Below are 24,418 nucleotides of genomic sequence, written 5' to 3' on the forward strand. Positions count from 1 at the left end.
TAGTGTTGTGCTTTAAATTAGGTCAGAAATCATCATCTTCAATAGGTGGATTGCCATCAAAAATATCAAATTGTCTCTTTTGTAAATAAGAAGAGCGTGTTGCAATGTAAACATCGTCTGAATTTTTAAGTAAATCTGTTGCTGGTAATAATTTAACTCTAGTGTCAACAGTTCTAGTGAGTAATAAAACGGTTTCTTCAGTGGTGTTTAACCCCTTGGTTACATCTACATTTTCAGTAATATCAATATAAGTACCTGCTGAATCACGCATGGTTGATGGACCCAAAATCGGCAAAACCACATAAGGACCGCTTGGCACACCCCACACTGCCATCGTTTGACCAAAATCTTCATTGGTTTTTTCTAGCCCAATATCACTAGCAACATCAAATAAACCAGCCAATCCTATGGTACTATTCACTAAAATCCTGCCAAACGTGCTCACACTATCAAATAATTCAAACTGCAAAATTTCATTACCCAGTGTGGAGATATCGTCCAAATTAGAAGAAAAATCACTGACTCGGTTTTGCGCTGTTTCAGGCACAGATTCTTTATAAGTTCTAGCTGCAGGCTCAAAAACATTTTCATCTAAGGTTTGATTAAACTCAAAAACTGCTCTATTTGATTCTTCAAATGGATCAACATCTTCAGCCGTAGTAATTGTACCGAATGCCAATAATAAAAAACTCATTAATAAATTTTTCATTCGCTCATCTCCTTAATAAATGTATCAAATAAACCACTCATATCATGTGGCCCTGGTGAGGCCTCAGGATGTCCTTGAAAGCCAAATGCTTTTTTATTAACAACGCTAATGCCCTGAATAGAGTTGTCAAATAATGAGCGGTGTGTCACTTCTAAATTGTTTGGTATATTTTCCTCTGACACTGAAAATCCATGATTTTGAGAAGTAATCATCACTTGCTTGGTGTGTAAATTTTGCACAGGATGGTTAGCACCATGATGGCCAAATTTCATCTTTTGCGTTGTTGCGCCAACTGCTAAAGATAACAATTGATGACCCAAACAAATACCAAATAACGGCACATCTTTTTCTAACAAGGTTTGGATGCTTTTAATAGCATAGCCGCATGGCTCAGGATCACCCGGTCCATTGGATAAAAATATACCGTCAGGGTTCATCGCTAATATTGTTTCTACTGGTGTTTGTGCATTAACAATAGTTAAATCACAGCCTCTGTCTACCAACATCCTTAAAATATTTTTCTTAACGCCATAATCATAAACCACGACTTTAAATTTAGCATCTAATTTGTTAAATTTAGTCTCTTCCAACGAATAAGAGCCTTGATTAAATTCATACGACTGAGCAGTTGAAACCACTTTTGCTAAATCCGTATTTTTAAGACCAGCAAATGATTGAGCCTTGGCAATAGCTGCCTCTTGGTCAATGTCATCACCTGCAATAATACACCCTTTAAGTGCACCCTGTGTTCGTAGGTGGCGTGTTAATGCGCGGGTATCAATATCACTAATAGCAACAATATGATTTAGTTTTAAATACTCACCTAGAGGCCTATCTGAACGCCAATTGCTTACCATCAAAGGCAAATCTCGGATAATTAAACCTGCTGCATGAACTTTGTCTGATTCTTCGTCAACTGAATTGGTGCCTGTATTGCCAATATGTGGATAAGTTAGTGCAATGATTTGTTGTGCATATGATGGGTCGGTTAAAATTTCTTGATAACCTGTCATTGAGGTATTAAACACCACTTCGCCTAAAGTTTCACCATTAGCGCCAATAGATTTTCCATGAAAAATCTTCCCATCTTCTAATGCTAATAAGGCAACTTGTGACACCAAATACTCCCAAATGAAAAACTTTGAGAATTTTACCATATTATCGCACTACTCTGACATCCAAATGCACAAATCAAAGTGATATAATGACGCCTTTAAAAACCAAACAAAAGGCATTATGAAGATAATCGTTGACAATATCAAATGTGGTGGTTGTGCAGGCACCATTACTAAAAAATTAACCTCAACTTTTGATACCGAAAATATTGATATTGACATTGAACAAGGCATTATAGATCTTGACGTAGACGACGCTAAAAAAGCCGAAATTATCAAAGTTCTACTCAATCTTGGCTACCCTGAAATTGATTCAGTCCATGGCTTTAATTCTGCCAAAGCCAAAGCAAAATCCTTTGTTTCTTGTGCTATTGGCAAAATAGATACATGACACTCACCCTAAATGGCGAGTCGCTAGAAATGGCTAATGGCTTAAACGCACATGATTTGATTGTTCAACTGGGTTATAAAAATCAGCGCATTGCACTAGAAGTCAATGAAGTCATTATTCCTAAATCCAAACATGCTGAATTTACCCTAAACGAAGGCGATATTTGTGAGATTATTAAGGCGGTTGGTGGTGGTTAATATTTTTAACCTAACTATTTTAATACCAGAAAAAGTAAATCAATTACTCTGAGTGTTTGATTTCGTCGCTTAATTTACTGTCATTCCTGCTCTAAAATCTTCCATAGTTGATTGTTTAGCATTTTCTATTCTTAAATCACATTCACCATTAATGGTATTTTTAATTTCTCCCACGTATTCTAAAATAGAAGGCACCTTACCTTCCATAATTGAGTATTTTTCACTGCACTTATTCTCTGTAATTACTGGGGATTCCATAGGCGCAAGTCATGAGGCTTTATAGTCTTTTTCATCATATAAATATGCGACATAAAGAGTTTCAAGAATTTTAGTTTTATACTCAAAAGACATTCCCGATACAAAGCCAAATGCAACATAAATAGCATAAACAACATTCATCTGTTTCCATATTTTTTTTATAAAATTAAACATTTATTTATACCCTGATTCGATAAACGCTGGAAACCTCCCCTTAAAACTAGTACAAATACTTTTCACTTCACTATTTGTATTTTTTATTACTGTAACTGGCTTAGTATTATTTCTATAATTAGTTATCTTTGAATGCCTTTGGTAATTTATTGCCAAATGCTTAATAATAGAGGGTAGTTGATTTAATTGATTGATTGATTCTTTTATTAAATTCTTGGTTATACTTGGTAAATTTTTTGGTTGCATTGTCGCTGCTACTCTTTAATTTTTTGTTTTCTTTTGTTATCTCAGCCAAAACACTCTTATAATTCTTTTCGTTATTAGCAACAGTGCTTTCTAATTTCTTTTGATTATTATTTAATACTGTTAAATCACTAGAAATAGAATTGGCTTTTGATTGCGCTGTTTTTAATTTAATTTTATTGCTACGAATGTTATCCTCCATTTGACAACTACTCAACATAACTCCAACTATTAAAACACCACTCATTGTTATTAACTTTTTCATAACCCTCCTTTAAAAAAATAAAAAATACACATTCACCAAAAGGCTAGGGAAAAACATTGTGTGAAGCCTAATGACAATAAACTTAAATTACTAAAAAAATAACACTATCAACCATTATCATTAACGGCTAAATTGAAAGTGGTCGTTGCAAATCCACTTTCAGGATTGATTACTTTTATAGTAATAACATAAAAATCATCTCCAACCTCATCCCCATGGTAAGTGAGTAACCCTGTATTTGCATTAATAGCAAGCCTTCCAAGCAACCCTCCCAGCTGGCTCTGTAAATGTATAAACAGCGCCTGCCTGTATATTGCTCACAATGGGTAGTGTTAAATCCAAGGAAATCGCCCCACCACCATTATCATCAATACTTTAGTCTGCTATTGATATACTCGGTTGAGAAAATGGCGTGATCCTGTTTACGCCTTTTGTGCTTTGAATACTCATATTATGAGTAAGCACAATGTCTTCAAAACTGTGGAGTTCTGATAGATGCGGCAGGGTTTGCTGTGATGAGTAAGTGCTAAAATCAAAGGTGTTGTCAAAGGCAAAGTTCAGACCTAGTTCAATTTTATTAATGTTTTGAGAGGTATTACACTGATAATTTGCAAACCAATGTTTGTGTTTAACGCCCAGCCTATTAATATTATTACCACACTCAAACCAGCTTTATACGCTTAGTTTTGTATTAATACTTGGGTAATAATCTAGCGCAAATACCATAAGATTTTTCATTGTCTTTAAATTCATAAAAACTTTTACCTGCATTAACGTTAGTATCAACTGTACCAATATCTGTTTTCATTCTTTTGGCAAGTTCAACATAACCCAACTTGGTAATCTCATCTGCGATTAAATAAGTACTGCCAATATTTTTGCCATTTAGTTTAGTATTAGAAAGCCCAACTTCTGCATATAAATCATCTTTAAGCAAGTATCCACCCGCCAAAGCTACAGAGTGTTGATTAACCCTTGCGTAAGCATTATCACCGCCAAAAAGTTTTTGATTAGATAAATTAAGCCCTGTTTTAAAATAGAATTTAGAGTTTTGTGGGTTGAGTTTTACCACCATGCCCGTTTTAATAAAATTCTTACTGAGTTCTAATTTTAGTTTTAACTCCTCAGAGTTGAATTTAACACCAAATTACCGCCGGTATTCTTAACAGCGTCCGTATTGAGGGCGTAAAGCTCTATATTGTTTGGCGAATTGGTTTATTCAACTGCATTTATAGTGTGTGAATGGTAAATATTGATAAACTAATCAAAACCAAACTTTTAAATAATTTTATAGTCTTTTCCTTGAAAAAATGATTGTATATACTACCAAATGGAAGGTACAAAGAGGGCGTTCTAGGGTGTCTCTTATTTGCGATAAATTAGCCAAAAAAACTGACTAGTCGCGAAAACCTAATATCCACTCAAGTTTTTCTTCAACTTGCTCCATTTCATAACGGCTAAGTTTGATTAACCTATTTAAGAATGATTTTTTTAATATCTAAAGCCCTGAATTCGTACATAAAATATCTGGGTCCTTATTCAATTTAAACCATCCACTCTTTTTTGATTTCATCAGCAGAAAACGGCTTAATGCTTAATTGTTGTACCACGCCAACATTGAGTTTAACTTCTACATCAACCGAGTCTTCTTCTCTACCTTGAGAATAGCGTGCTAATATTTTAGCAGCAATTTTCAAATCTTCTTGATTTGGCTCACCATCAATCAATGCTAACGGACCATTACAACTGGTTGGATATAGATTTGCATATTGGTTACGATAGCCTTCTAGGAATTTAACTTCACCTTCTTCACGAGCAACAATCATTTTAAAACGTGGATTTGGGCGAATGTGTCTGCCAACTTTGAGCATCATTAAATCATCCAATTGATAATCACGATTACCACGTGATTGCCACATATCAACCAATTTATCAGAATATTGTTTATCGGTTAGAAAACAACAACCACCTGCTGGGGTGGCATAATCATCAAAGCCATATTCTTTTGCTAAAGCCGTTTGTGGCTTGCGCGTACGCCCTGAAAAATCTAATAATTTCTCTCTGTCCACCCAGCCTTCAAGTTCTGCTTTGGTGACTGGCAGATGTTTTGCGCATAAGGGTCTTAGGAGTAAATCATTCGCACCTGATTCTGCTTGGACAATAGGCATGGTCTCTTTACGCTGTGACATAGGACGTTGACCCATGACTTCACCTGTAATAATAAAATCAAACTCATGCTCAATCATCCACTGTTTGGCTTTTTTGACCATAAAGCCTTTGCAATCTAGGCATGGGTTCATGTTTTTACCATAACCATGCTTAGGGTTTAAAAGCACATCACGATATTCTTCAATCACATCAATAATGTGTAACTTAATACCTAGCTGCTCTGCCACCCATAAAGCATTGTTACGTTTTGGCTTGTCTTTTTTTTGCTTGCGAATGGCGTGTGTATGCCCCTCCACACAAAAGCCAGTAAAAAAATTAATGCCTTCTACATGAATGCCTTGGTCGAGCATTAGTTTAGTGCTTAATAGCGAGTCTAGTCCGCCTGAAATTAACGATATAGCTTTAATTTGTTTGTTTGTCATGCTTATTTCCTAATGCCATCTACACAACACCAATCACCTTTTTGTTTAACGCTTAATGTTGAAAAATAATGACCATATGTGTCTAAAATCACCTCTACTTGGTCTTGAAAAATACCAGATAGTACAATTTTTCCGCCTGATTTAATTCGCCTAGAAAAGTGCTCACACAAACCAACCAAAGGATTAGCCAAGATATTAGCAATCAATAAGTCAACTTGATTTAATTCGCCTTCTTCGTCACTATGTAATACAGTTATTTTAGAGTCAACATAGTTAGTTTGAATGTTATTCGTAGTAACAAGCACTGCTTGTGGGTCGTTATCAATGGCGATAACTTCTTTTGCGCCTAACTTGGCTGCAGCAATTGCCAAAACACCAGTACCTGTACCATAATCAATCACAGTTAAATCTTTGGGTGGGTTTTGATCTAAATATTGCAAGCATAAATCTGTCGTTTGATGCGTGCCTGTACCAAATGCCAAGCCAGAATCCATGTCAATAATAACAGCTTCTTTTGACAAAGTGGATGCGTCTTCCCAGGAAGGGAAAATCCAAATATTTTTCCCAAATTGCATTTTGTGAAAATATTTTTTGCATTCATCTTCCCAAATACAATTTTTTAGTAGCTCAAAAGAGCTTTGTTCAATATTACAAGTTTGCTTTAGCATCATTTGCACATGCGTTTGTTCGACATCTACATTAAATAAAGCACTGATTGTCGTATCTTGCCATAAAGGCGTTTCACCTACAGGTGGCTCAAAAATAGCATCATCAAATGAGTCGCTAAAAGTAATAGACAAAGCATCCAAACCCATCAGCACCTCAGAGATAAAATCTGCTTGGTCTTTGTTTGTTCTAATAATGAGTTGCATCCAATCCATAGCGTACAAATTATACCCTACAGAATACTGCTAATGCCTCGTCACACACCCTCTTTACAGCTTTGATGGATATTTTTATAAAAACCAAGTAAAAAATTAAGGTATTAGGTATAATGGGTTATTTATTTTAACAAAATAACAAGGTAATAAAATGGGACTAGAAAGAACAGGCAATGGCTACTTAGTTGATCCAACAATTTGGACGCAAGACATTATGCATGAAATGGCTAAAGAAGATGACATTGAATTAACTGAAAGTATGGTTAATCAAATTCTTGTAGCCAAAGAGTATTTTGAAGAAAATTCATCAGTACCGCCCATTAGAACCTTTGCCAAAGTTGTCGGCATTGATAAAAAAATCCTATTTAAAGAATGGCTAACTGGCCCGATGAAACCTATTACCAAATACGGCGGCATGCCCCAACCAACAGGTTGTGTTTAATCATTAACTTAACATAAATTAAATTAATGATTTAACTGAGGCAAGTGCCTTGGTTAAATGCTCAGGCTGAGTGCCCCCGCCTTGTGCCATATCTAGACGGCCCCCGCCTTTTCCACCAATTTGTTCTGCAACATGGTTAAGAATCTTTCCAGCTTGATACTGCTTAGTTAAGTCTTTTGTTACGCCTGCAACTAACGACACCTTATCATTACTTACTACTGCTAATACGATAATAGCTGAACCTAGTTTATCTTTGAGTTTATCAGCAATATCACGCAAATCTTTGCCACTCACCCCTTCTACGACAGTTGACAGTAATTTAATACCCTTTACTTCTTGAGCCTGTCCAACCAAATCATTGCCTTGATTGCTGGCTAATTTTTTTTGAAAAGTGGCAATTTGTTTTTCCAATTCTTTTTGCTGTTTAATCAATTGCATAACTTTTTCTACTACTTGTGCATTGCTTGACTTAGTCATTTGTGCAATTTCATTCAAGCTGTTTTGTGTTTGATTGTCAAATTGATATGCATCATAGCCTGTTAGCGCTTCAATACGACGCACACCAGCAGAAACACCGCCTTCTGAGGTGATTCTAAAAAGTCCAATATCACCAAGTTGGCGCACGTGGGTGCCGCCGCACAATTCCACTGAAAAATCATCTTTACCCATGGTTAAAACGCGCACAGTGTCGCCATATTTTTCGCCAAATAGCGCCATTGCGCCTTTCTTTTTTGCATTTTCAATATTAGTAATATCGGTATGTACTTTTGTGTTTCCTAAAATCTTACGATTAACCATGCTTTCAATTTTTTCCAAGTCTAACTTGGTAATCACCTCATCATGCGAAAAGTCGAAACGCAGTTTTTCACTATCAACCAAAGAACCTTTTTGTGTTACTGTCTCACCCAACACAATACGAAGTGTGGCGTGTAATAAATGTGTTGCCGAGTGGTTTCTAGCAATGCATTTACGAGATTTTTTATCAACATTGGCTTGTACTGTGTCGCCCACTTTTAAAACACCTTTGTTTAAAACACCATGATGCTCAAATGCGCCTGATTTTTGCTTATTTGTATGACTCACTCTAAACTCAACTTGTGCATTAAACAGCACGCCGCTATCGCCAATTTGGCCACCTGATTCAGCATAAAAACTTGACTGGGTTAAAACAACAATACCGTGCTCTCCTACTTCAATTTTTTCAACCAATTTGCCATCTTTAACAAGTGCCAGAATTGAAGAAACATTTTCCAATTGTTCATAACCTAGAAACTCAGTTACCTCACTAATATCAACTTCTTTTTTCGATGTTTTAAAATCGCCTGCTTGTCGGGCACGGTCTCTTTGTTTGGTCATCTCAAGCTCAAAGCCTGACATATCAATGGTTAAATGACGCTCACGAGCAATGTCTGCTGTTAAGTCCACTGGAAAGCCATAAGTATCGTAAAGTTTAAAAACTGTTTTACCATTAATCTCACTACCTTTAAGATTGGTGATTGCCTCTTCTAAGAGGTTTATGCCTTGGTCTAGCGTTTGTGCAAAACGTTGTTCTTCACGCTTTAGTATCTTTTCAACTTTGGGTAAAGCTTGTTTTAATTCTGGATAAGCATCTTTAAATTCCAATGCTAGTACTGGCGCTAAGCGATAGAAAAATACTTTATCAATACTCATCTTATGCCCATGACGAATACCGCGACGAATAATACGACGAAGTACGTAACCCCTGCCTTCATTTGAAGGAATGACACCGTCAACAATCATAAAAGCAGTAGAACGAATATGGTCAGCAATCACACGCACCGAAGCATTATCATTTTTAATATTATTGGATTTAGGTGTTAGGTTCACGATGGCCTTAACAAGACTTTGAAAACCATCTGTATCGTAATTGTTATTCTTGTGTTGTAGCACAGCGGCTAAACGTTCCAAGCCCATGCCTGTATCTACACAAGGTGCGACCAATGGTTTTAAATGGCCATCTTCTTGTTTGTCAAATTGTGTAAATACCAAGTTCCAGATTTCAATATATCGGTCACCATCTTCATCAGCTTGCCCTGGTGGACCACCGGCAATATGCTCACCATGGTCATAAAAAATCTCACTTGATGGACCACACGGGCCTGTACTACCCATTTGCCAAAAATTATCTTTAGCGCCACAACGAGAGATTCGATTTTTAGGAAAACCAATTTCATTGACCCAAATATTTTCTGCTTCATCGTCCTGCTCAAACACACTCACCCAAAGCTTTTCCTTAGGTAAGTTTAACTCTTTTGTTAGAAATTCCCAAGCATAATGAATGGCTTCACGCTTAAAGTAATCGCCAAAACTAAAATTACCCAGCATTTCAAAAAAAGTATGGTGACGTGCTGTATAACCAACATTTTCAAGGTCATTGTGCTTACCACCAGCGCGCACGCAACGCTGAACCGATACAGCGCGCGTATATGGACGCTTTTCCACACCACTAAATACATCCTTAAACGGCACCATGCCTGAATTAACAAACAATAAAGTTTTATCATTATGAGGAATAAGCGATGCACTAGACTCAATCGTATGGCCTTTTGACTCAAAATAATCTAAGAATTTTTGTCTAATTTGTGCGGTTTTCATTTTGCCAAAAGTGCTTGATAAAAAATGCGCATTATACGCCGTAAAAGCCTATATAATAAGGGAAGTGTCTCCTGCGCCTTGGCGAATAATATCAGCACCACCTGAAGATAAATCAATCACAGTGGTTGGTTCTGGCGGACAATAGCCCCCATCAATAATCACATCTACATGCTTTTCTAATGCACCGCGTACATCATCAATATCAAAAAATTCGCAATCTTTGATAATTAATGACACGCTCATCATTGGCTCATTTAATGCATCTAATAAAGCCTGCACCACGCCATGATTAGATACTCTAAGACCAATGGTTTTTTTCTTAGCATATAACAAGCGATTAGGCACGTCACGTGCACCTTGCAAGATAAATGTGTATGCACCAGGCAGGATTTTCTTGAGTAACCTAAAAGAAGTATTATCTAGCTTGGCATATTCACCAATATGCGCTAAATCACGCATCATCAAGGTAAAGTGATGTTGTTTTGAAAGATTGCGAATGCGCCTAATACGCTCTAATCCATTTTTATTACCCAGTGTTGTTCCTAACGCATAGCCAGAATCTGTTGGATAGGCAATCACTGCACCACAACGCAACCCATCAACCACCTGCTTAATCAAACGTAGCTGTGGGTTTTTCGAGTGAATTTCTAATAATTTTGCCATGTCCAATTTCTCCATATTGCTTGTTCAAAATGAGGCAAATCTTGCAAACAACCCATTTTTATTCGTTGATTTGGCCAGCCGTGATAATCAGAACCGCTTGACGCTAACAACCCTAGTTCACTCGCCCATTGACTGGCAAGTCTGATTTCATCAACACTACTTGTGGCTGTTACCACTTCAATCCCGCCACAACCATTAACAGCTAAATCACTCATCATGCGTTTAATTTTAGTATACGTCATTCTATAACGAAAAGGATGTGCCAACACTGCCACACCACCTGCGTCGCGTATCCACCCAATCACCTCATCAAATTACGCCCACTTGACGCCCACACCACCTGGCTTTTTGCCCACTAAAAAACGTCTGAATACTGATTTCATGTCCTTACAAATGCCTTCTTGAATCAGCATTTGGGAAAAATGTATACGAGTAATCATTCTTGTTTTAGCAAACGCTTTGGTTTTTTCCATGGCGCCAATAATGCCAGCCCCACCCAAACTACGCGCTATTTTTTCGCTGCGAATTTCTCGGAGCTGCTGGTGCTTTTTAAGTCCAGCCTGTAATATTTTGTTATTTAGATCGATTTTTAGCCCAAGAATGTGGATTGTCATGTTGTTCCATATGGCTGATATTTCAGTACCAAATACAAATTGTAAATTTAATTTATTCGCCTCAAGACTAGCCTCAGAAAGTCCGTCAATCGTATCATGGTCTGTTAGTGCAAATACATCACAGTTTTGTTTTTTAGCCAAGCACACCACCACTTCAGTAGGCGATAAAACCCCATCTGAATAATACGAGTGATTGTGTAAGTCAATGACCATAAGTTGTTTATTATAATCTATCTATTTTACAAGCGTAATTGGCTATAATCTCAAACATAACTATTTAATACAATCAACACCATGTGCGGAATCGTTGGCGGCATCTGTAAAGACAATATTACCCCAATTCTACTTAGTGGGTTAAAACGCTTAGAATATCGCGGGTATGATTCAGCGGGTGTTGTGGTTTTGTCAAATGACAATAAACTAAGTCGTGTGCGCGCAGTAGGCAAGGTGGTTAACCTTGAAACTAGCATTCAAAAACAAAGTCCGAAAATACAAGGTAGTGTTGGCATTGCACACACTCGCTGGGCGACCCATGGCGAACCATCAACACAAAATGCGCACCCTCATATTTGTTTTGGCACGGTTAGTGTTGTACATAACGGCATTATCGAAAACTTCCTTAAACTCAAGCAAGAACAAAAAACACAGGGCTATGCTTTTACTTCAGATACCGATACTGAGGTGATTGTTCATAGTATTCACCAGGCTCTGAAAACCTCAAAAAATTTACTTAAAGCCACTCAAAAAGCCATTAAAACCTTTGAAGGGGCTTATGGTTTAGGGGTGATATCATCAGAATACCTAGGGCATATCGTTGTTGCTAGAAGTGGCTCGCCACTCATTATAGGCATTAGCAATGAAGGTAATTTTATTGCCTCAGATCAGGTGGCTTTACTGGACATCACCAAGAAATTTATTTTTTTAGAAGAAGGAGATATTGCCGATATTACGCTTGACTCAATTACTATTTACAATAAAGATGGCAAACAAGTTAATAGAACCATTAAAACTTCAAATCTTAACAGTAAACAAATTGACCTAAATGGTTATAAACATTACATGCAAAAAGAGATTTTTGAACAACCGCAAGCAATTCGTGACACGCTAGAATCGCGCATTACCAAAGACACTGTGTTGCTTTCTGCTTTTGGTCATCATGCTGAAACCATCTTCAAAAATACGAAACACATTCAAATTATTGCTTGTGGCACTAGTTATAACGCAGGCTTAGTCGCTAAATACTGGCTTGAAGACATTGCAAAAATGCCAACTAATATTGAAGTGGCTAGTGAGTATCGCTACCGTAATCCGATTGTGCTTGATAACACCTTGTTGATTACTATTTCCCAAAGTGGGGAAACTGCTGATACTTTAGAGGCGCTAAAATCTATCAAAAAACGTCACAAGAATATTCACACATTAACCATTTGTAATTGTGCGGAATCTTCCCTAACACGTGAGTCCGAACTTACCTTGTTAACCCATGCTGGCCCTGAAATTAGTGTAGCTTCTACTAAAGCCTTTACCACACAATTGGTGTCTTTAGCATTGCTGTCAGTTGCCATTGGTAAATGCCATAAACAAGTGAATAAACAACAAGAAGCCTCTATTGTAGATGGTCTAAATCGCTTACCGGGTTTGATTAAAAAAACACTCGAACAAGAAAATCAAATTATTGAACTCGCACAATCCTTTAAAGACAAGTTTAATGCTATTTTCTTAGGAAGAGGCACAATGCATGCTATTGCTATGGAGGGTGCGCTCAAACTTAAAGAAATTAGCTATATTCATTCAGAAGCCTTTCCAGCAGGTGAACTTAAACATGGGCCTATTGCTTTGATTGATAAAGACACGCCTGTTATTGCAATTGCACCTAATGACCAACTATTAGACAAGCTCAAGTCAAACTTGCAAGAGGTTAAATCTCGTGGCTCACAAATGATTGTCTTTGAAGATGAAATGTCCAATGTGCCTCCGATGAAAAATATGACTGTCATGTCAATCACGCATAATCTTGGTAGAATTACAGCGCCCATTATTTTTACTATTCCTTTGCAATTACTTAGTTATCACGTCGCACTAATCAAAGGCACTGATGTTGATAAACCTCGTAATTTGGCTAAATCAATCACCGTAGAATAACGTCATATTATGATTAACACACTAGGCTTTGATTCTGATTTTGACCCTTCTCTTTTGGGTCGCATTTTCAATGAAAGAAAACAGGTTGGCTATTACAATTTACCTAATCAAGATACCACTTATATTCATTATTATTTAAAGCAATTAGACAAAAGGCAAAATTTAAACAGCATTAGTGATGTTGTTGTTATCGGCATTGGCGGGTCAAGCTTAGGCGCTAAAGCGGTTTATCATTTTATTAAACCCATCAGGCAATTAAAACGAAACTTGTATTTTATGGATAGCACCGACCCTGTTACTATTGCCAATATTTGCAATAGTCTAAACATGGAATCAACACATTTTATTGTTATCTCTAAATCAGGCACAACCATTGAAACAATTGCGGCTTATAAGCACATTCTTGCAATCACTAAAAGCGCTCAACTTTCGTATTTTCCCTTTACATTTATTACCGACCAAGACTCACTACTAGAGCAACATGCTCAAAAAGTTGGCGGCTTAATTATTAATATCCAACAAAATGTTGGCGGTAGATTTTCACTCCTAAGCAGTGCGGGCATCATGCCATTGGCATTAACAGGGATAAAAATTGATTGCTTGCTAAAGGGTGCCGCAAAGATTAAAGATAGTTTTTTTAATCAAGGCTACATGCAAAATGTATTACTTAAAAAAGCAACTTTTTATGCAAAAAACTCTTCAAACTATAATATTAATGCTTTATTTTCTTACACTGATTCACTGAAATATTTTAATGATTGGTACGTGCAATTATGGGGGGAAAGCTTAGGAAAAAAACAAAAAAACTCAGCTTTTAATGTTGGATTAACGCCTATTGGCCTAACTGGGCCTAAAGATCAGCACTCTTTTTTACAATTATTATCTGAAGGAACAAGAGATAAAAGTGTTACCTTTATTAAACTTAAAACTTTTGATAACCATCAAAAAGTACCTGACATGACTTTGGAAAAATTAGAAACGCTAGACCTAATTAATCAAGTTGAATTTTCAACCTTAATTAATATGCAAGCTGATGCCATTATAGAATCCTTAAAAGAACATACAAGAATTCCGCTTGATGAAATTACTTTACAAAAACAAGATGAATTCAGTATCGGTCAGCTTATTTATTATTATGAATTACTAACATCACTCGTTGGGGATTTGCTTAATATTAATACCTATAACCAGCCAGGTGTAGAATCTGGCAAAAACATCCTCCTTAAAAAATTACAACAATTATGATTAAAAAATGTCTTTTCCCAGCAGCAGGCCTTGGCACTAGATTCTTGCCCGCTACAAAAGCAGTACCTAAAGAAATGCTACCTATTCTAACCAAACCATTATTACAATACGCTGTAGAGGAAGCGCTTGATGCTGGCATGAGCAATATGGCCATTGTCACTGGCAAAGGTAAACGAGCCATTGAAGACCATTTTGATCGAGCTTTAGAACTGGAAACGCAAATTCAAGGCACACAAAAAGAAGTACTACTAAAAGAAATCAATGCTGTTTGCAACAATGCCACTTTTACTTACGTTAGACAAAAGCAAATGTTGGGATTGGGGCATGCCATTCTCACTGGCGAACCGCTAATTGGCAATGAGCCATTTGCTGTTCATCTAGCCGATGATTTATGCACATCAGAAAACGATAGTGTACTGGCTCAAATGATTCAAGTGTACAACAAATATCAATGCTCAATCGTAGCTATCGAAGAAGTGCCTATGGATCAAACCCACAAGTATGGCGTGATTGCTGGTGATTTAGTTGATAATACTAATGATACATATCATGTTACTGATATGGTTGAAAAGCCAGCGCCAAAAGATACACCCACCAATATGGCCATTATAGGTCGTTATATCTTAACACCAGATATTTTTAATACCCTCAAACAAACCAAACCGGGTAAAGGTGGTGAAATTCAAATCACCGATGCACTACTCACCCAAGTAAAACAAGGTCGCGTGATTGCTTATAAATTTAAAGGTAAACGGTTTGATTGTGGTAGTATTCAGGGCTACGTTAAAGCAACAAACTACTTTGCCGAACAACAAGGTATTATTTAAAAACTTTTGCATATTCTTGAAACGAACGCTGTTCGTTCCTTTGAATGTGTCTTGCAAGCGTTTCATTTAACCATTGAATAACAAATCACTAATGTCGCACTGTGGCTTAAAGCCTGGTACAAGTTGTATCAATAATGAGCGTAGTTTATCTTGGTCATAATTAGTAATAGCAAGCTCCATACTGACCAATACCAACTTTAATTCAGCCCAAGAAAACATGTTTTCTTGGGCTTTCATAATCATTGAATGATTAGTGCCTAATGCATTATCGTCAATTAATAACTCTTCAAAAAGCTTCTCCCCTGGGCGAAGACCTATGATTTCAATCTCAATATCTCCATTTAAATTAGTACTGTCTTTAAGCTCTAACCCAGTTAAATGAATCATCTTTAAAGCTAAATCGTAAATCCTAACAGGCTTGCGCCCATAGCACCTGCTTTAATTTGTTTTTTAAACAAAGGAATTACTAAGCCACTAGAATCTAGTACATTGCCAAATCTCACCATGTTAAATCTTGTACCGCTTTGATGCTTTGACAATGCTTGCAATACCATTTCAGCACTACGTTTAGTAGCACCCATAGTATTTGTTGGACGAACCGCTTTATATCGGGGGATATTAGTACAAACGTTTCAACCTTGCTACTAATAGCGGCTTGTGCACAATTGAGCGTACCAAAAATGTTGTTCATCACGCCTTCAGTATGATTAAATTCCACCATAGGTACGTGCTTATAAGCTGCTGCATGATAAATTGTCTGCACCTTGAATTGCTTACACGCCCTTTCTACTCTGTCTTGATTAACCACCGAACTCAATATTGCAAACAAAATTATCCAACCCATTTAGACGCAAAATTGTTTCTTGCAACATGCTTTTATCACTTACTAAAGGTAGGTACTGTTTATGTTTAGGATATTGCTTGCGAGATAGTGGCCATAATCTCGTGCCAAAACCACCAGATAAGATAACTGGCACTATATTCATAAATAATATCCTTGAATAAATGAGTTGGGACTAATCATACTCACCGCCTAATCGTTCCTAAATAAATCACACATATAAGTTGGTAAGAATCTGTTATTACGCCATGCTATTTTAATAACGCATAACGCTAAATATAATCATTTAATGCTTTTTTAAAAAAAACATAATATTGGATAATCCAACATAATCAACCCTACGTTCAGAAATAATTACTACTAAAAAGTGTCCTAAGTAATATACCCTATATGCTCTTCATTAATATAAAATATTCTATTAGTTATGGCATTATAAACAGCATAAGTCGCTAGACTCAAACTAGAGTTTTACCTAATTTAGGGATATAATTCTGAACAATTAATGTCTATTTGTAATAAGCCAGTAATTTTATACAAATGAATAAAGTTAATATTATATGCATGAAATGGGGTGATAAATTTCCTGTTGAATATGTTAATCGACTCTTCGGCATGGTTTCTCGTCATCTTTCTATACCATTTCGATTTGTATGTTTCACTGAAAATAATGTAGGTATACGGGATGAGATAGAAATACAAGATTTACCAGAATTAGATTTACCATCTGGATTACCAGAAAGGGGTTGGCGAAAATTAACTGTATTTAAAAAAGACTTTAGTGGTTTATCTGGGCCTACTTTATTTCTAGATTTAGACATAGTGGTAGTTGGAAATTTAAATGAATTTTTCACTCATCCTGGTGATTTTCTAATTGCTCATGATAAGAAAAATCCAAAAAAAATAGAAGGTAACTCATCAATATTTAGGTTCGAAATTGGTCAACACCCAGAAATTTTAAGTTTTTTTGAACAAAACCCTGAACTGGTAAAAAGCGAAGTGCGCCACGAACAAGCGTACTTATCACGCGAAATGCGCCAACAAGACAAATTGAGATATTGGCCAGATGAATGGGTACCAAGTTTTAAGTATCGCTGTTGTCCTTCTTGGATAAAGTCTTGGTTTCAAGCGCCTTTTATACCCAAAGGTGCAAAAGTTATTTTATTCCATGGTTTGCCTAATCCACCCGAAGCAATTATTGGGCGTAGTGGAAAATGGTATCGACACATCCAGCCATCACCTTGGATTGAAAAATATTGGAAAATCTAATGAGCACTACAAAAATTCCTATTTATATTATCAATTTAGATAGAAGCCCTAACAGACTATCTTATATGGACAAACAGTTATCTAAATTAAAAATGCCATTTGAAAGAATAGTCGCAATTGATGGTCACCAAATTCAACCCCAAATATTACAATCTTACCAACAACAATCAAAACGTTCATGGATTCATTATGCAGCTTTATCTGCAGGAGAAATCGGCTACGCCTTTAATTGGCACCATGCTTGGCGGACAGTATCAAGCCACAATTCCAAGGCATGTGTTGTATTAGAGAATGATGTTAAAATACATGACAACATTAAGAAATGTAATTGAAATTTTATTCTAACATTTAGATTAAAATATTGTGATTGATTTGTCTGGCAAAAAGGTATGGTAGAAAAAGAAAGAAAAAATATTAATGGCACTGTGCTTATTCGTTATCAAACACCGCCACTTAAAAATCAGGGTGCTATTTATGGCAAGTTAGCTGCTCAAGTTTTTTTAAACAAAAAAAGAAATTATTAGCAAAAATAAAAAATGAACTAGGCCGCCCTCTTTATGAAAGACGTGGATTTTTACTAGAAATTTTTTGCCGAATTAACTAAAAAAAATGGGGCGCAGAGATAAAAGTAAATTTGAGAAGTGGTTTTCGTTAAGTCGTCATCAAAGGCGACTTAACGCAAAAAATCTGTCCAATCAGATTGATACAAATTTTAGAAGCCAAAAAAAAAAATTAATTGCCAATGATAAAATCATATACACACACGGCAGTTTCAACAATATTGAAAAACACTTTACTGCTTTAAAAAATGAGTTTTCTGGGCAAAGTGAACTTTGCTATACCCATGCAAAGATTATTGTTTTAATGAGACGGGACTTTGAATCAAGCAAGTATTTTGCTATTTTTGAGAATCTTTGGTATAAAGAGACAAAATTTTTACTCAAGAATTTAAACACACGGTGGTTAATTTCTGCAGCTGATACCTTTACAGATTACTCTAATGACGATGCGCTTAGGGGCTTATCCATAGCTTGTTCATGCCTGCTAAATACTGTCAAAATACAAGAAAGTGAGCGCTTCATTGCCAATACTCAAAACCACAAAGATGATAAAGAAAAAATCATCGAGCTAAGTAATGAAGAGAGAGTAGCGCTTTTTGATGGCATCTCGGTATTTAAAGTTGGCACTGATGACACGCTTAGAAATATGCGCTGGCGTATTGATAAAGCGGCAAAAATTAATATTGCAGGTCAAGTATTACTTGAGGTGTTTATAAGATTACAAAAATTTGATACCGTCTATAAGCGCCTAAAAGATAAGCACGCAAGAGAAAAAACTGGTTGGTGGTAAAATGGATATTTTTGTTATTAATCTAACAAGTTCGATTAAACGACGAGAGTTTCAAGAAAAACAATTGTCATCATTAAAACTAGATTACCAAATAATCCATGCCATGTCTACCAAAGATATTGGTAATAATACCTACAAAAAGCATTACTACGACTGGCAAAGACCGCTAAAAAATACTGAAGTTGCCTGCTATTATTCACATAAATTAACATGGCATAAGATTATCAAAAAAAATCAACCGGCTCTAATATTAGAAGACGATGCATTGCTATCAAAATGCGTACCAAAATTACTTGCAGACCTCTCTGGCAAAAAAGGCATGGACTTAGTCAATCTTGAAAATAGAGGTAGAAAAAAATTCATTTCAAAATCTAGCATGGCTCTTGAATGCAACTCGAAACTTCTTCGTCTTTATCAAGATAGGACAGGTGCAGCAGGATACATACTTTGGCCAGAGGGCGCCAAAAAACTTATTCAATGCGAAAAAAGAAAAGGCATTGCACTAGCTGATGCACATATTACCGCTTGCCATAGTATTCGTACCTATCAAGTAGAACCAGCACCTATTATTCAACTGGATCAATGTACTTATTACGGGTTAAGCAACACCTGTTCGGATGAAATATCCACCTCAACCATTAATAATTGCAACAACCCAAAAGGTAGTTTTTCATTCCGAATTAAAAGAGCCTACTTCCAATTAAAACTAGGATTATACCAATTTCTGTTAATAACAAAATCAGACAGGCGTTATATCAAAACAAGAAAAAAAGATTTTTTTGCTATTAACAACACTAAATAATGGAAAATAAAAAAACAATCGTCATAGTTATCCCAGATTTAAAGGGGAATGGTGCTGAACGAGTTATGTTAAGTTTAGCAACTGGTTTACAACAAAATAACTGCGATGTCCATATTGTTATTTTTAAAGAAATAATTGAATTAGAATATAATGGCAATATCAATATACACGTCTTTAAAAAACACTACCGCTGGACTCCTAGGAGCGTAAGAGGATTGGTTTTATCCCCTATTTTAGATAAATTTATCATACGCCATTGTGGTAAGCCTGATTTAGTACTGTCTAATTTGCTACCAATTGACCGGTTGTTTGCTTATAGTAAATTAAATAGTTATCTTGTCATACACAACACAATGAGCTTAGAGGCAAAATTTTATGCTAGAAACTTTAAAGAATTAAAAAAAATCTACACTCAAAAACCAGTAATTTGCGTTTCAAAGGGTGTGCAAAGTGATTTTATAAAACTATTTAAACCAGAAAAAAAAGTTCAAACAATACACAATCCGATTGATATTAGATTTACTCAAAGAATGGCGCAAGATGATAATTTAATAAACCTTAATGATTATATTATTCATGTTGGGAAATTTGCCCACCAAAAAAGACATGATGTTTTAATTAAGGCTTACAAAAAAAGCAACATAAAAACACCCTTAGTATTAATCGGACAAGGTTATCTTGAGAGTAATATAAGGGCACTGGTTCAAGAACTTAATTTAGAGAGCAAAGTTATTTTTTTGGGATTCCAATCTAATCCCTATCCTCTCATTAAAAATGCCAAGCTAATGGTCTTGTCTTCTGATTTTGAAGGGCTTGGCATGGTAATTTTAGAGGCATTAGCGCTAAATACAGCTGTTATTAGCACCAATTGCCCATCAGGACCATCTGAGATATTGCCCAGTAAAAACTTATGTCCAGTTGAAAACATTGAAAAATTAGCTCAATTAATAAAACAGGCGACTAATAATCCACTAGCTTTCATCCAGCCACTTGATGAAAAATTTCACCTTAGTCTTGCCGCCAAAAAATATATTGATTTAATTTGATAATATTAGAAGATAGCTAAGCACACTCAAACAAATATAACACCTTCCCCTCTTCCTTTATGTTGTATAAAGACTCTTTATCCCAATTAAAAGGTGCTGTAAATAAATTTATTTTACGAAAATCCCCAGTAACAATATCAGTATTTTTTACTTCAATATGACCAGTTGTTAGAATGTATTTGATTTTTGATTTGGACAAGTTTTTTAAGAAAAAAGAAATATCAGCATAACTCAGATGAAACAAACAATCTCTTACAATTATTAAATCTGCATCTGGCAGTACATCTTGGGTGATATCGAGTGTTATAAATGAAGTATGCTTTGATGCATATTTTTTATTGTTTTCAAGGATTAGTGCATTAACAATATCCCCGCCAATGTAGTCAATCTCATTATGCTTTTTTAAAACATGCTGCATCCAATTAAAATCTCCACAAGGTGTGTCTAGAATGCTAGAAATATTAAATTTAGCAAATATTTTTGGAAGGTGGAGTCTAATATTGAGCCCGTACCGCTGATTGAATCTTTACTACTCCAAAGTCTTTTTTTGTATATGTGTTCAAATCTTTCGCTGGCATTTTCTATGCTAAGCATTTTTTTATTTTGAATTTGTCTTCTTGCTTTTCCACTATACAAAGACTTTATCTTGTTGAATAAAATATTCACTTTTTGCATTCTTTATTACTGTTTCTTAAAACTATTATTTTATAACCTTTGGCAAAAATATGGACAAGAAAAACACAAAGAAAGAGTTTTCGAGAGTACCACTAAGCATAACTACTCATCAATAAGGTGCCTAAAATTGCATATTTAGTATTGTTTTTTGCTCGTAATGATTGCCAAAACTTTTTCAAAGGAAATAATAATAAAGCTAATGTTGTCAATAATGCAATAGCGCCTCCATAAACCAAGGAGTTGATAAAAGTATTATGTAAATGACTATGCTTAGCTATTTGAGTGGCTAATTTTTTATTACCAACAAATTTTGAAGCGGGCGCTGTTGTATTTCGATAGCCATGGCCAAATATTAGTCTGTCTTTTGCCGCCAACAATCCACCCTTATACATTGCTAACCTTATGTTAGTTATTTCATCAGACTTGCCCTTAATTGGTGTGTGTAAATCTTCAGTAGAATATCCATTTTCAGAAAGTAAGCTTAAAAATTCAATGGCTGTAGAAAATCTATTTGTCAAATTGGAATGGGTCAACAAAAACGATGTACAAGTTAGAATTAATACTGAAATAAGAATTTTATATCTGTATTTATTGACTAGAGATTTAGCGTTTAAAAAGATAAACAACACACTTAATATAATAAGACTCAAGAATGCGCTACACCCATCACCAAGGGTGATGATATTAAGTGCCAATATAGAACTAACTAAAGTTAGTGAGAAGTTGTATTTATTTTCATGATTGATGTTAACCCATGAAAAAGTTAGCATGATCGTGGTTAAAATTGGGAGAATGCCTCTAGATAGAATCCAATCTATTTCATTGTAGTCTTTTGTTAAGTACTGATAATAAATAACAACACCTACCAAAATTAAACTTAATTTCATCGAAAAAATTAATCGATTAAAATTAATATTAGCTTTGTAAATTGCCAATGCGATTAAAGGGGCAAATAAAAAATATGCAACTCTGCTAGAAAAATGTAATAATCCAAGCCCTTTATGGGAAACTACGATAGACAAGATAACGACGCTAAAATAAGCAACACAGAGTCGTGAGAGTAACTTTAATTTTATCCGTGAAGACGGTATAAATACCCATTGGTATCAATAATAATAAAATCAAGTCGCCTGATATCTTGAGATTTAAAATTCAAATTGGAAATAAAAATAGCAGTGTATTAACAATATTTGAATAAGTAATTGGCAATCTCATGGAGCGCATTTTACATTTATACTGACTATAATCTGATACTTATGAACAAGGACACTTACACCAACTTTATCCGCAATCAAATTGATAACGATTTAGAACAAAAATTGCATATTTCTATTCAAACGCGTTTTCCACCTGAACCTAATGGTTATTTGCATATTGGACATGCTAAATCAATTTGTCTAAATTTTGGTTTAGCAAAAGATTACAAGGGGCAATGTAATTTGCGATTTGATGACACTAATCCCGCTAAAGAAGATATTGAATTTATAGATGCCATCAAAGCAGATATTAAATGGCTTGGGTTTACGTGGGATGGTGACATTAAGTACAGCTCTCATTATTTTGACCAGTTTTATGAGTATGCCATTGAACTTATTAATAAAAGTTTGGCTTACGTTTGTTTTTTAGATGCAGATGAAACTCATGCTTACCGAGGCACTTTAAAAGAGGCTGGAAAAAATAGCCCTTATCGAGATACATCAATTGCAAAAAACCTAGAATTACTTGCAAAAATGAAGGCAGGTAAATTTGTAAAAGGTGAGTGTGTGCTACGTGGAAAAATTGATATGAGCAGTTCATTTATGTGTATGCGCGACCCAACTCTATACCGCATTCGCTTTGATAAACATCACCAAACTGGCAATCAGTGGCGTATTTATCCCATGTATGATTTTGCCCATTGTATTAGTGATGCAATTGAAAAAGTAACTCACTCCTTATGCACGTTAGAATTCCAAGACAATCGTCGCCTATATGATTGGATACTAGAAAACTTAAATGATTTTAATAAGCCTAATCGCCCACATCAATATGAATTTTCACGGCTGAATTTAGAATATACCGTTATGTCAAAACGTAAATTACAAAAATTAGTCGAAGATGAGTTGGTATCTGGCTGGGATGATCCACGTATGCCTACGCTTTCAGGGCTTCGTCGTCGTGGCTATACTGCGACTAGTATTCGTGATTTTACCAGTCGAATTGGCATTTCTAAAGTGGACAGTATGACCAATATAGCAATTTTAGAAGCCGCTGTGCGTGATGATTTGAATATCAAAGCACCACGCACAATGGGTGTGATTGATCCAATACGCGTTATTATTGAAAATTATCCTGAAGATAAAATTGAAACCTTGAAAGCCCCTATTCACCCACAAAATGAAGCAATGGGAAAGCGTAATATATTCTTTTCTCGTGAATTATATATTGATAGGGCGGACTTTAAAGAAGTGGCGCCTAATAAAAAATTTAAACGCCTGGCAATCAATAAAGAGGTGCGCCTGCGATCTGCTTATGTCATTAATGCCACTACTTTTGATACCGATTTTGATGGCAATATTACCACCGTATACGCAACATACGACCCTGATACATTAGGTAAAAATCCTGCAGATGGTCGTAAAGTCAAAGGCGTGATTCACTTTGTTGAGGCCACCAAAGCACTCAAGGCAGAATTTAGACTATATGATCGATTATTCACACTTGAAAATCCTGGCAAAAATGATCACTTTGAACAATTGCTTAACCCGCAATCACTAGTCACCACTTATGGCGTGGTAGAACCTAGTATGGCTAATAGCAGGTCTGAATTCGCTTATCAGTTTGAACGTGAAGGGTATTTTTGTCGAGACAATCAATCAAGCGATGAACTGGTATTTAACAAAACGACGGGTTTACGTGACACTTGGTGTGCTTAATTTTTACAAACACAGTTAATGTTTTATGGCATGACAATGAAAAAAGAAAATAAACCCAATGGATTGTAATATGAATTTATGAAATTGGTGAACAACGGTTTAATTATTTGGCTTAGTGTTGTACTTATCGGTGTTGCATTACAAGCACCT

The 24,418-nt window shown here is 35.7% G+C and carries 28 protein-coding genes and 2 pseudogenes; 13 read left to right on the forward strand and 17 right to left on the reverse strand.

From position 1 onward, the window contains the following. Positions 1-22: 22 nt before the first annotated feature. A complete protein-coding gene (locus CVPH_RS06825; RefSeq protein ID WP_201341003.1) occupies positions 23-709 on the reverse strand; it encodes an MlaA family lipoprotein in 687 nt (228 codons plus the stop codon). After that, entirely contained in the window at positions 706-1,827 is a 1,122-nt protein-coding gene (gene carA / locus CVPH_RS06830; protein ID WP_201341012.1) for a glutamine-hydrolyzing carbamoyl-phosphate synthase small subunit, read from the reverse strand. The genes CVPH_RS06825 and carA overlap by 4 nt, the downstream gene beginning before the upstream one ends. Positions 1,828-1,945: 118 nt before the next feature. Between carA and CVPH_RS06835 the strand changes: the two genes are divergently transcribed. Together CVPH_RS06835 and thiS are read left to right on the forward strand one after the other, a co-directional pair. After that, positions 1,946-2,215, forward strand: coding sequence for a heavy-metal-associated domain-containing protein (locus CVPH_RS06835; protein WP_201341014.1), 270 nt, complete (start codon positions 1,946-1,948; stop codon positions 2,213-2,215). Further along, the gene (gene thiS, locus CVPH_RS06840; protein WP_201341016.1) at positions 2,212-2,412 is read left to right on the forward strand and encodes a sulfur carrier protein ThiS; all 201 of its coding nucleotides are present in this window, start codon (positions 2,212-2,214) and stop codon (positions 2,410-2,412) included. The genes CVPH_RS06835 and thiS overlap by 4 nt, the downstream gene beginning before the upstream one ends. A 69-nt stretch (positions 2,413-2,481) precedes the next feature. Here the strand turns inward: thiS and CVPH_RS06845 are convergent, their stop codons facing one another. From CVPH_RS06845 to prmA, 7 genes are all read right to left on the reverse strand, one after another. Continuing rightward, complete coding sequence (locus tag CVPH_RS06845) at positions 2,482-2,670, reverse strand: hypothetical protein (RefSeq protein ID WP_201341018.1); 189 nt, start codon at positions 2,668-2,670, stop codon at positions 2,482-2,484. Positions 2,671-2,679: 9 nt separating this feature from the next. Beyond that, the gene (locus CVPH_RS10805; RefSeq protein ID WP_281064626.1) at positions 2,680-2,811 is read right to left on the reverse strand and encodes a hypothetical protein; all 132 of its coding nucleotides are present in this window, start codon (positions 2,809-2,811) and stop codon (positions 2,680-2,682) included. Positions 2,812-3,004: 193 nt separating this feature from the next. After that, positions 3,005-3,352 (reverse strand): hypothetical protein, encoded by a 348-nt coding sequence (locus CVPH_RS06850; RefSeq protein WP_201341020.1) that lies wholly within the window; start codon positions 3,350-3,352, stop codon positions 3,005-3,007. Between the two features lie 107 nt (positions 3,353-3,459). Continuing rightward, the gene (locus CVPH_RS10250) at positions 3,460-3,618 is read right to left on the reverse strand and encodes a hypothetical protein (RefSeq protein ID WP_225879670.1); all 159 of its coding nucleotides are present in this window, start codon (positions 3,616-3,618) and stop codon (positions 3,460-3,462) included. Between the two features lie 425 nt (positions 3,619-4,043). Next, positions 4,044-4,427, reverse strand: coding sequence for a hypothetical protein (locus CVPH_RS06855; protein WP_201341021.1), 384 nt, complete (start codon positions 4,425-4,427; stop codon positions 4,044-4,046). 469 nt (positions 4,428-4,896) lie between these two features. Next, positions 4,897-5,943, reverse strand: a complete 1,047-nt coding sequence (locus tag CVPH_RS06860; RefSeq protein WP_201341023.1) for a tRNA (5-methylaminomethyl-2-thiouridylate)-methyltransferase — start codon at positions 5,941-5,943, stop codon at positions 4,897-4,899. Positions 5,944-5,945: 2 nt separating this feature from the next. Continuing rightward, on the reverse strand, positions 5,946-6,824 hold the full coding sequence (prmA, locus tag CVPH_RS06865) for a 50S ribosomal protein L11 methyltransferase (protein WP_201341025.1): 879 nt from the start codon (positions 6,822-6,824) through the stop codon (positions 5,946-5,948). Between the two features lie 151 nt (positions 6,825-6,975). Here prmA and CVPH_RS06870 point away from each other — a divergent pair, with 151 nt between their 5' ends. Then, positions 6,976-7,266: a TusE/DsrC/DsvC family sulfur relay protein gene (locus CVPH_RS06870; RefSeq protein WP_201341033.1), complete on the forward strand. Its 291-nt coding sequence runs from the start codon at positions 6,976-6,978 to the stop codon at positions 7,264-7,266. Positions 7,267-7,284: 18 nt separating this feature from the next. Here the strand turns inward: CVPH_RS06870 and alaS are convergent, their stop codons facing one another. Genes alaS through CVPH_RS10260 form a run of 4 tightly spaced genes read right to left on the reverse strand, consistent with a single transcriptional unit; the run spans position 7,285 to position 11,372 of the window. Next, positions 7,285-9,882, reverse strand: a complete 2,598-nt coding sequence (gene alaS / locus CVPH_RS06875; protein ID WP_201341035.1) for an alanine--tRNA ligase — start codon at positions 9,880-9,882, stop codon at positions 7,285-7,287. A 48-nt stretch (positions 9,883-9,930) separates the two neighbouring features. Then, positions 9,931-10,545 (reverse strand): L-threonylcarbamoyladenylate synthase, encoded by a 615-nt coding sequence (locus tag CVPH_RS06880; RefSeq protein WP_201341040.1) that lies wholly within the window; start codon positions 10,543-10,545, stop codon positions 9,931-9,933. After that, complete coding sequence (locus CVPH_RS10255) at positions 10,530-10,850, reverse strand: PHP domain-containing protein (RefSeq protein WP_225879671.1); 321 nt, start codon at positions 10,848-10,850, stop codon at positions 10,530-10,532. Before CVPH_RS10255 ends, CVPH_RS06880 begins: the two co-directional genes overlap by 16 nt. A 9-nt stretch (positions 10,851-10,859) precedes the next feature. After that, entirely contained in the window at positions 10,860-11,372 is a 513-nt protein-coding gene (locus tag CVPH_RS10260; protein ID WP_225879672.1) for a PHP domain-containing protein, read from the reverse strand. An 81-nt stretch (positions 11,373-11,453) separates the two neighbouring features. On the opposite strand from CVPH_RS10260, the gene glmS reads away from it, so the two are divergent. The 3 genes from glmS to galU are packed head-to-tail and all read left to right on the forward strand — an operon-like array spanning position 11,454 to position 15,373. After that, a complete protein-coding gene (glmS, locus tag CVPH_RS06890; RefSeq protein WP_201341041.1) occupies positions 11,454-13,301 on the forward strand; it encodes a glutamine--fructose-6-phosphate transaminase (isomerizing) in 1,848 nt (615 codons plus the stop codon). A 9-nt stretch (positions 13,302-13,310) separates the two neighbouring features. Next, the gene (locus tag CVPH_RS06895) at positions 13,311-14,546 is read left to right on the forward strand and encodes a glucose-6-phosphate isomerase (protein ID WP_201341042.1); all 1,236 of its coding nucleotides are present in this window, start codon (positions 13,311-13,313) and stop codon (positions 14,544-14,546) included. Then, positions 14,543-15,373: a UTP--glucose-1-phosphate uridylyltransferase GalU gene (gene galU / locus CVPH_RS06900; RefSeq protein WP_201341043.1), complete on the forward strand. Its 831-nt coding sequence runs from the start codon at positions 14,543-14,545 to the stop codon at positions 15,371-15,373. Before CVPH_RS06895 ends, galU begins: the two co-directional genes overlap by 4 nt. A gap of 66 nt (positions 15,374-15,439) precedes the next feature. On the opposite strand, the pseudogene CVPH_RS06905 reads toward galU, so the two are convergent. Together CVPH_RS06905 and CVPH_RS06910 are read right to left on the reverse strand one after the other, a co-directional pair. Further along, positions 15,440-16,202 (reverse strand): annotated as a pseudogene (locus tag CVPH_RS06905) (polysaccharide biosynthesis protein); the annotation flags it as partial. Then, positions 16,192-16,359 (reverse strand): annotated as a pseudogene (locus CVPH_RS06910) (sugar phosphate nucleotidyltransferase); the annotation flags it as partial. The pseudogenes CVPH_RS06910 and CVPH_RS06905, both read right to left, overlap by 11 nt. 392 nt (positions 16,360-16,751) lie before the next feature. Here CVPH_RS06910 and CVPH_RS06915 point away from each other — a divergent pair. The 6 genes from CVPH_RS06915 (at position 16,752) to CVPH_RS06935 (ending at position 20,678) form a co-directional block, all read left to right on the forward strand. Continuing rightward, positions 16,752-17,480: a glycosyltransferase gene (locus tag CVPH_RS06915; protein WP_201341044.1), complete on the forward strand. Its 729-nt coding sequence runs from the start codon at positions 16,752-16,754 to the stop codon at positions 17,478-17,480. Next, entirely contained in the window at positions 17,480-17,812 is a 333-nt protein-coding gene (locus CVPH_RS06920; RefSeq protein WP_201341045.1) for a glycosyltransferase family 25 protein, read from the forward strand. Before CVPH_RS06915 ends, CVPH_RS06920 begins: the two co-directional genes overlap by 1 nt. A gap of 57 nt (positions 17,813-17,869) precedes the next feature. Beyond that, entirely contained in the window at positions 17,870-18,004 is a 135-nt protein-coding gene (locus tag CVPH_RS10810) for a hypothetical protein (protein ID WP_281064627.1), read from the forward strand. Positions 18,005-18,089: 85 nt separating this feature from the next. Continuing rightward, positions 18,090-18,830: a hypothetical protein gene (locus CVPH_RS06925; RefSeq protein ID WP_201341046.1), complete on the forward strand. Its 741-nt coding sequence runs from the start codon at positions 18,090-18,092 to the stop codon at positions 18,828-18,830. Between the two features lies 1 nt (position 18,831). Further along, a complete protein-coding gene (locus CVPH_RS06930) occupies positions 18,832-19,632 on the forward strand; it encodes a glycosyltransferase family 25 protein (RefSeq protein ID WP_201341047.1) in 801 nt (266 codons plus the stop codon). Next, positions 19,632-20,678, forward strand: coding sequence for a glycosyltransferase (locus CVPH_RS06935; RefSeq protein ID WP_201341048.1), 1,047 nt, complete (start codon positions 19,632-19,634; stop codon positions 20,676-20,678). Before CVPH_RS06930 ends, CVPH_RS06935 begins: the two co-directional genes overlap by 1 nt. A 16-nt stretch (positions 20,679-20,694) precedes the next feature. Here the strand turns inward: CVPH_RS06935 and CVPH_RS06940 are convergent, their stop codons facing one another. Together CVPH_RS06940 and CVPH_RS06945 are read right to left on the reverse strand one after the other, a co-directional pair. Then, positions 20,695-21,096 (reverse strand): hypothetical protein, encoded by a 402-nt coding sequence (locus tag CVPH_RS06940; RefSeq protein ID WP_201341049.1) that lies wholly within the window; start codon positions 21,094-21,096, stop codon positions 20,695-20,697. A 349-nt stretch (positions 21,097-21,445) separates the two neighbouring features. Beyond that, positions 21,446-22,240: an O-antigen ligase family protein gene (locus CVPH_RS06945; RefSeq protein WP_201341050.1), complete on the reverse strand. Its 795-nt coding sequence runs from the start codon at positions 22,238-22,240 to the stop codon at positions 21,446-21,448. 369 nt (positions 22,241-22,609) lie between these two features. On the opposite strand from CVPH_RS06945, the gene CVPH_RS06950 reads away from it, so the two are divergent. Next, positions 22,610-24,268: a glutamine--tRNA ligase/YqeY domain fusion protein gene (locus tag CVPH_RS06950; protein WP_201341051.1), complete on the forward strand. Its 1,659-nt coding sequence runs from the start codon at positions 22,610-22,612 to the stop codon at positions 24,266-24,268. Positions 24,269-24,418: the final 150 nt, after the last annotated feature.

It is taken from the genome of Abyssogena phaseoliformis symbiont OG214 (genome assembly GCF_016592595.1).
Taxonomy (GTDB): domain Bacteria; phylum Pseudomonadota; class Gammaproteobacteria; order PS1; family Pseudothioglobaceae; genus Ruthia.

Coding starts and splice junctions, on each gene's coding strand:
- CVPH_RS06825 (WP_201341003.1), bottom strand. CDS start 709: ATGAAAAATTTATTAATGAGTTTTTTATTATTGGCATTCGGTACAATT.
- CVPH_RS06835 (WP_201341014.1), top strand. CDS start 1,946: ATGAAGATAATCGTTGACAATATCAAATGTGGTGGTTGTGCAGGCACC.
- thiS (WP_201341016.1), top strand. CDS start 2,212: ATGACACTCACCCTAAATGGCGAGTCGCTAGAAATGGCTAATGGCTTA.
- CVPH_RS06845 (WP_201341018.1), bottom strand. CDS start 2,670: ATGGAATCCCCAGTAATTACAGAGAATAAGTGCAGTGAAAAATACTCA.
- CVPH_RS10805 (WP_281064626.1), bottom strand. CDS start 2,811: ATGAATGTTGTTTATGCTATTTATGTTGCATTTGGCTTTGTATCGGGA.
- CVPH_RS06850 (WP_201341020.1), bottom strand. CDS start 3,352: ATGAAAAAGTTAATAACAATGAGTGGTGTTTTAATAGTTGGAGTTATG.
- CVPH_RS06855 (WP_201341021.1), bottom strand. CDS start 4,427: ATGGTGGTAAAACTCAACCCACAAAACTCTAAATTCTATTTTAAAACA.
- CVPH_RS06860 (WP_201341023.1), bottom strand. CDS start 5,943: ATGACAAACAAACAAATTAAAGCTATATCGTTAATTTCAGGCGGACTA.
- prmA (WP_201341025.1), bottom strand. CDS start 6,824: ATGGATTGGATGCAACTCATTATTAGAACAAACAAAGACCAAGCAGAT.
- CVPH_RS06870 (WP_201341033.1), top strand. CDS start 6,976: ATGGGACTAGAAAGAACAGGCAATGGCTACTTAGTTGATCCAACAATT.
- alaS (WP_201341035.1), bottom strand. CDS start 9,882: ATGAAAACCGCACAAATTAGACAAAAATTCTTAGATTATTTTGAGTCA.
- CVPH_RS06880 (WP_201341040.1), bottom strand. CDS start 10,545: ATGGCAAAATTATTAGAAATTCACTCGAAAAACCCACAGCTACGTTTG.
- CVPH_RS10260 (WP_225879672.1), bottom strand. CDS start 11,372: ATGGTCATTGACTTACACAATCACTCGTATTATTCAGATGGGGTTTTA.
- glmS (WP_201341041.1), top strand. CDS start 11,454: ATGTGCGGAATCGTTGGCGGCATCTGTAAAGACAATATTACCCCAATT.
- CVPH_RS06895 (WP_201341042.1), top strand. CDS start 13,311: ATGATTAACACACTAGGCTTTGATTCTGATTTTGACCCTTCTCTTTTG.
- galU (WP_201341043.1), top strand. CDS start 14,543: ATGATTAAAAAATGTCTTTTCCCAGCAGCAGGCCTTGGCACTAGATTC.
- CVPH_RS06915 (WP_201341044.1), top strand. CDS start 16,752: ATGAATAAAGTTAATATTATATGCATGAAATGGGGTGATAAATTTCCT.
- CVPH_RS06920 (WP_201341045.1), top strand. CDS start 17,480: ATGAGCACTACAAAAATTCCTATTTATATTATCAATTTAGATAGAAGC.
- CVPH_RS10810 (WP_281064627.1), top strand. CDS start 17,870: ATGGTAGAAAAAGAAAGAAAAAATATTAATGGCACTGTGCTTATTCGT.
- CVPH_RS06925 (WP_201341046.1), top strand. CDS start 18,090: ATGGGGCGCAGAGATAAAAGTAAATTTGAGAAGTGGTTTTCGTTAAGT.
- CVPH_RS06930 (WP_201341047.1), top strand. CDS start 18,832: ATGGATATTTTTGTTATTAATCTAACAAGTTCGATTAAACGACGAGAG.
- CVPH_RS06935 (WP_201341048.1), top strand. CDS start 19,632: ATGGAAAATAAAAAAACAATCGTCATAGTTATCCCAGATTTAAAGGGG.
- CVPH_RS06940 (WP_201341049.1), bottom strand. CDS start 21,096: ATGCAGCATGTTTTAAAAAAGCATAATGAGATTGACTACATTGGCGGG.
- CVPH_RS06945 (WP_201341050.1), bottom strand. CDS start 22,240: ATGAAATTAAGTTTAATTTTGGTAGGTGTTGTTATTTATTATCAGTAC.
- CVPH_RS06950 (WP_201341051.1), top strand. CDS start 22,610: ATGAACAAGGACACTTACACCAACTTTATCCGCAATCAAATTGATAAC.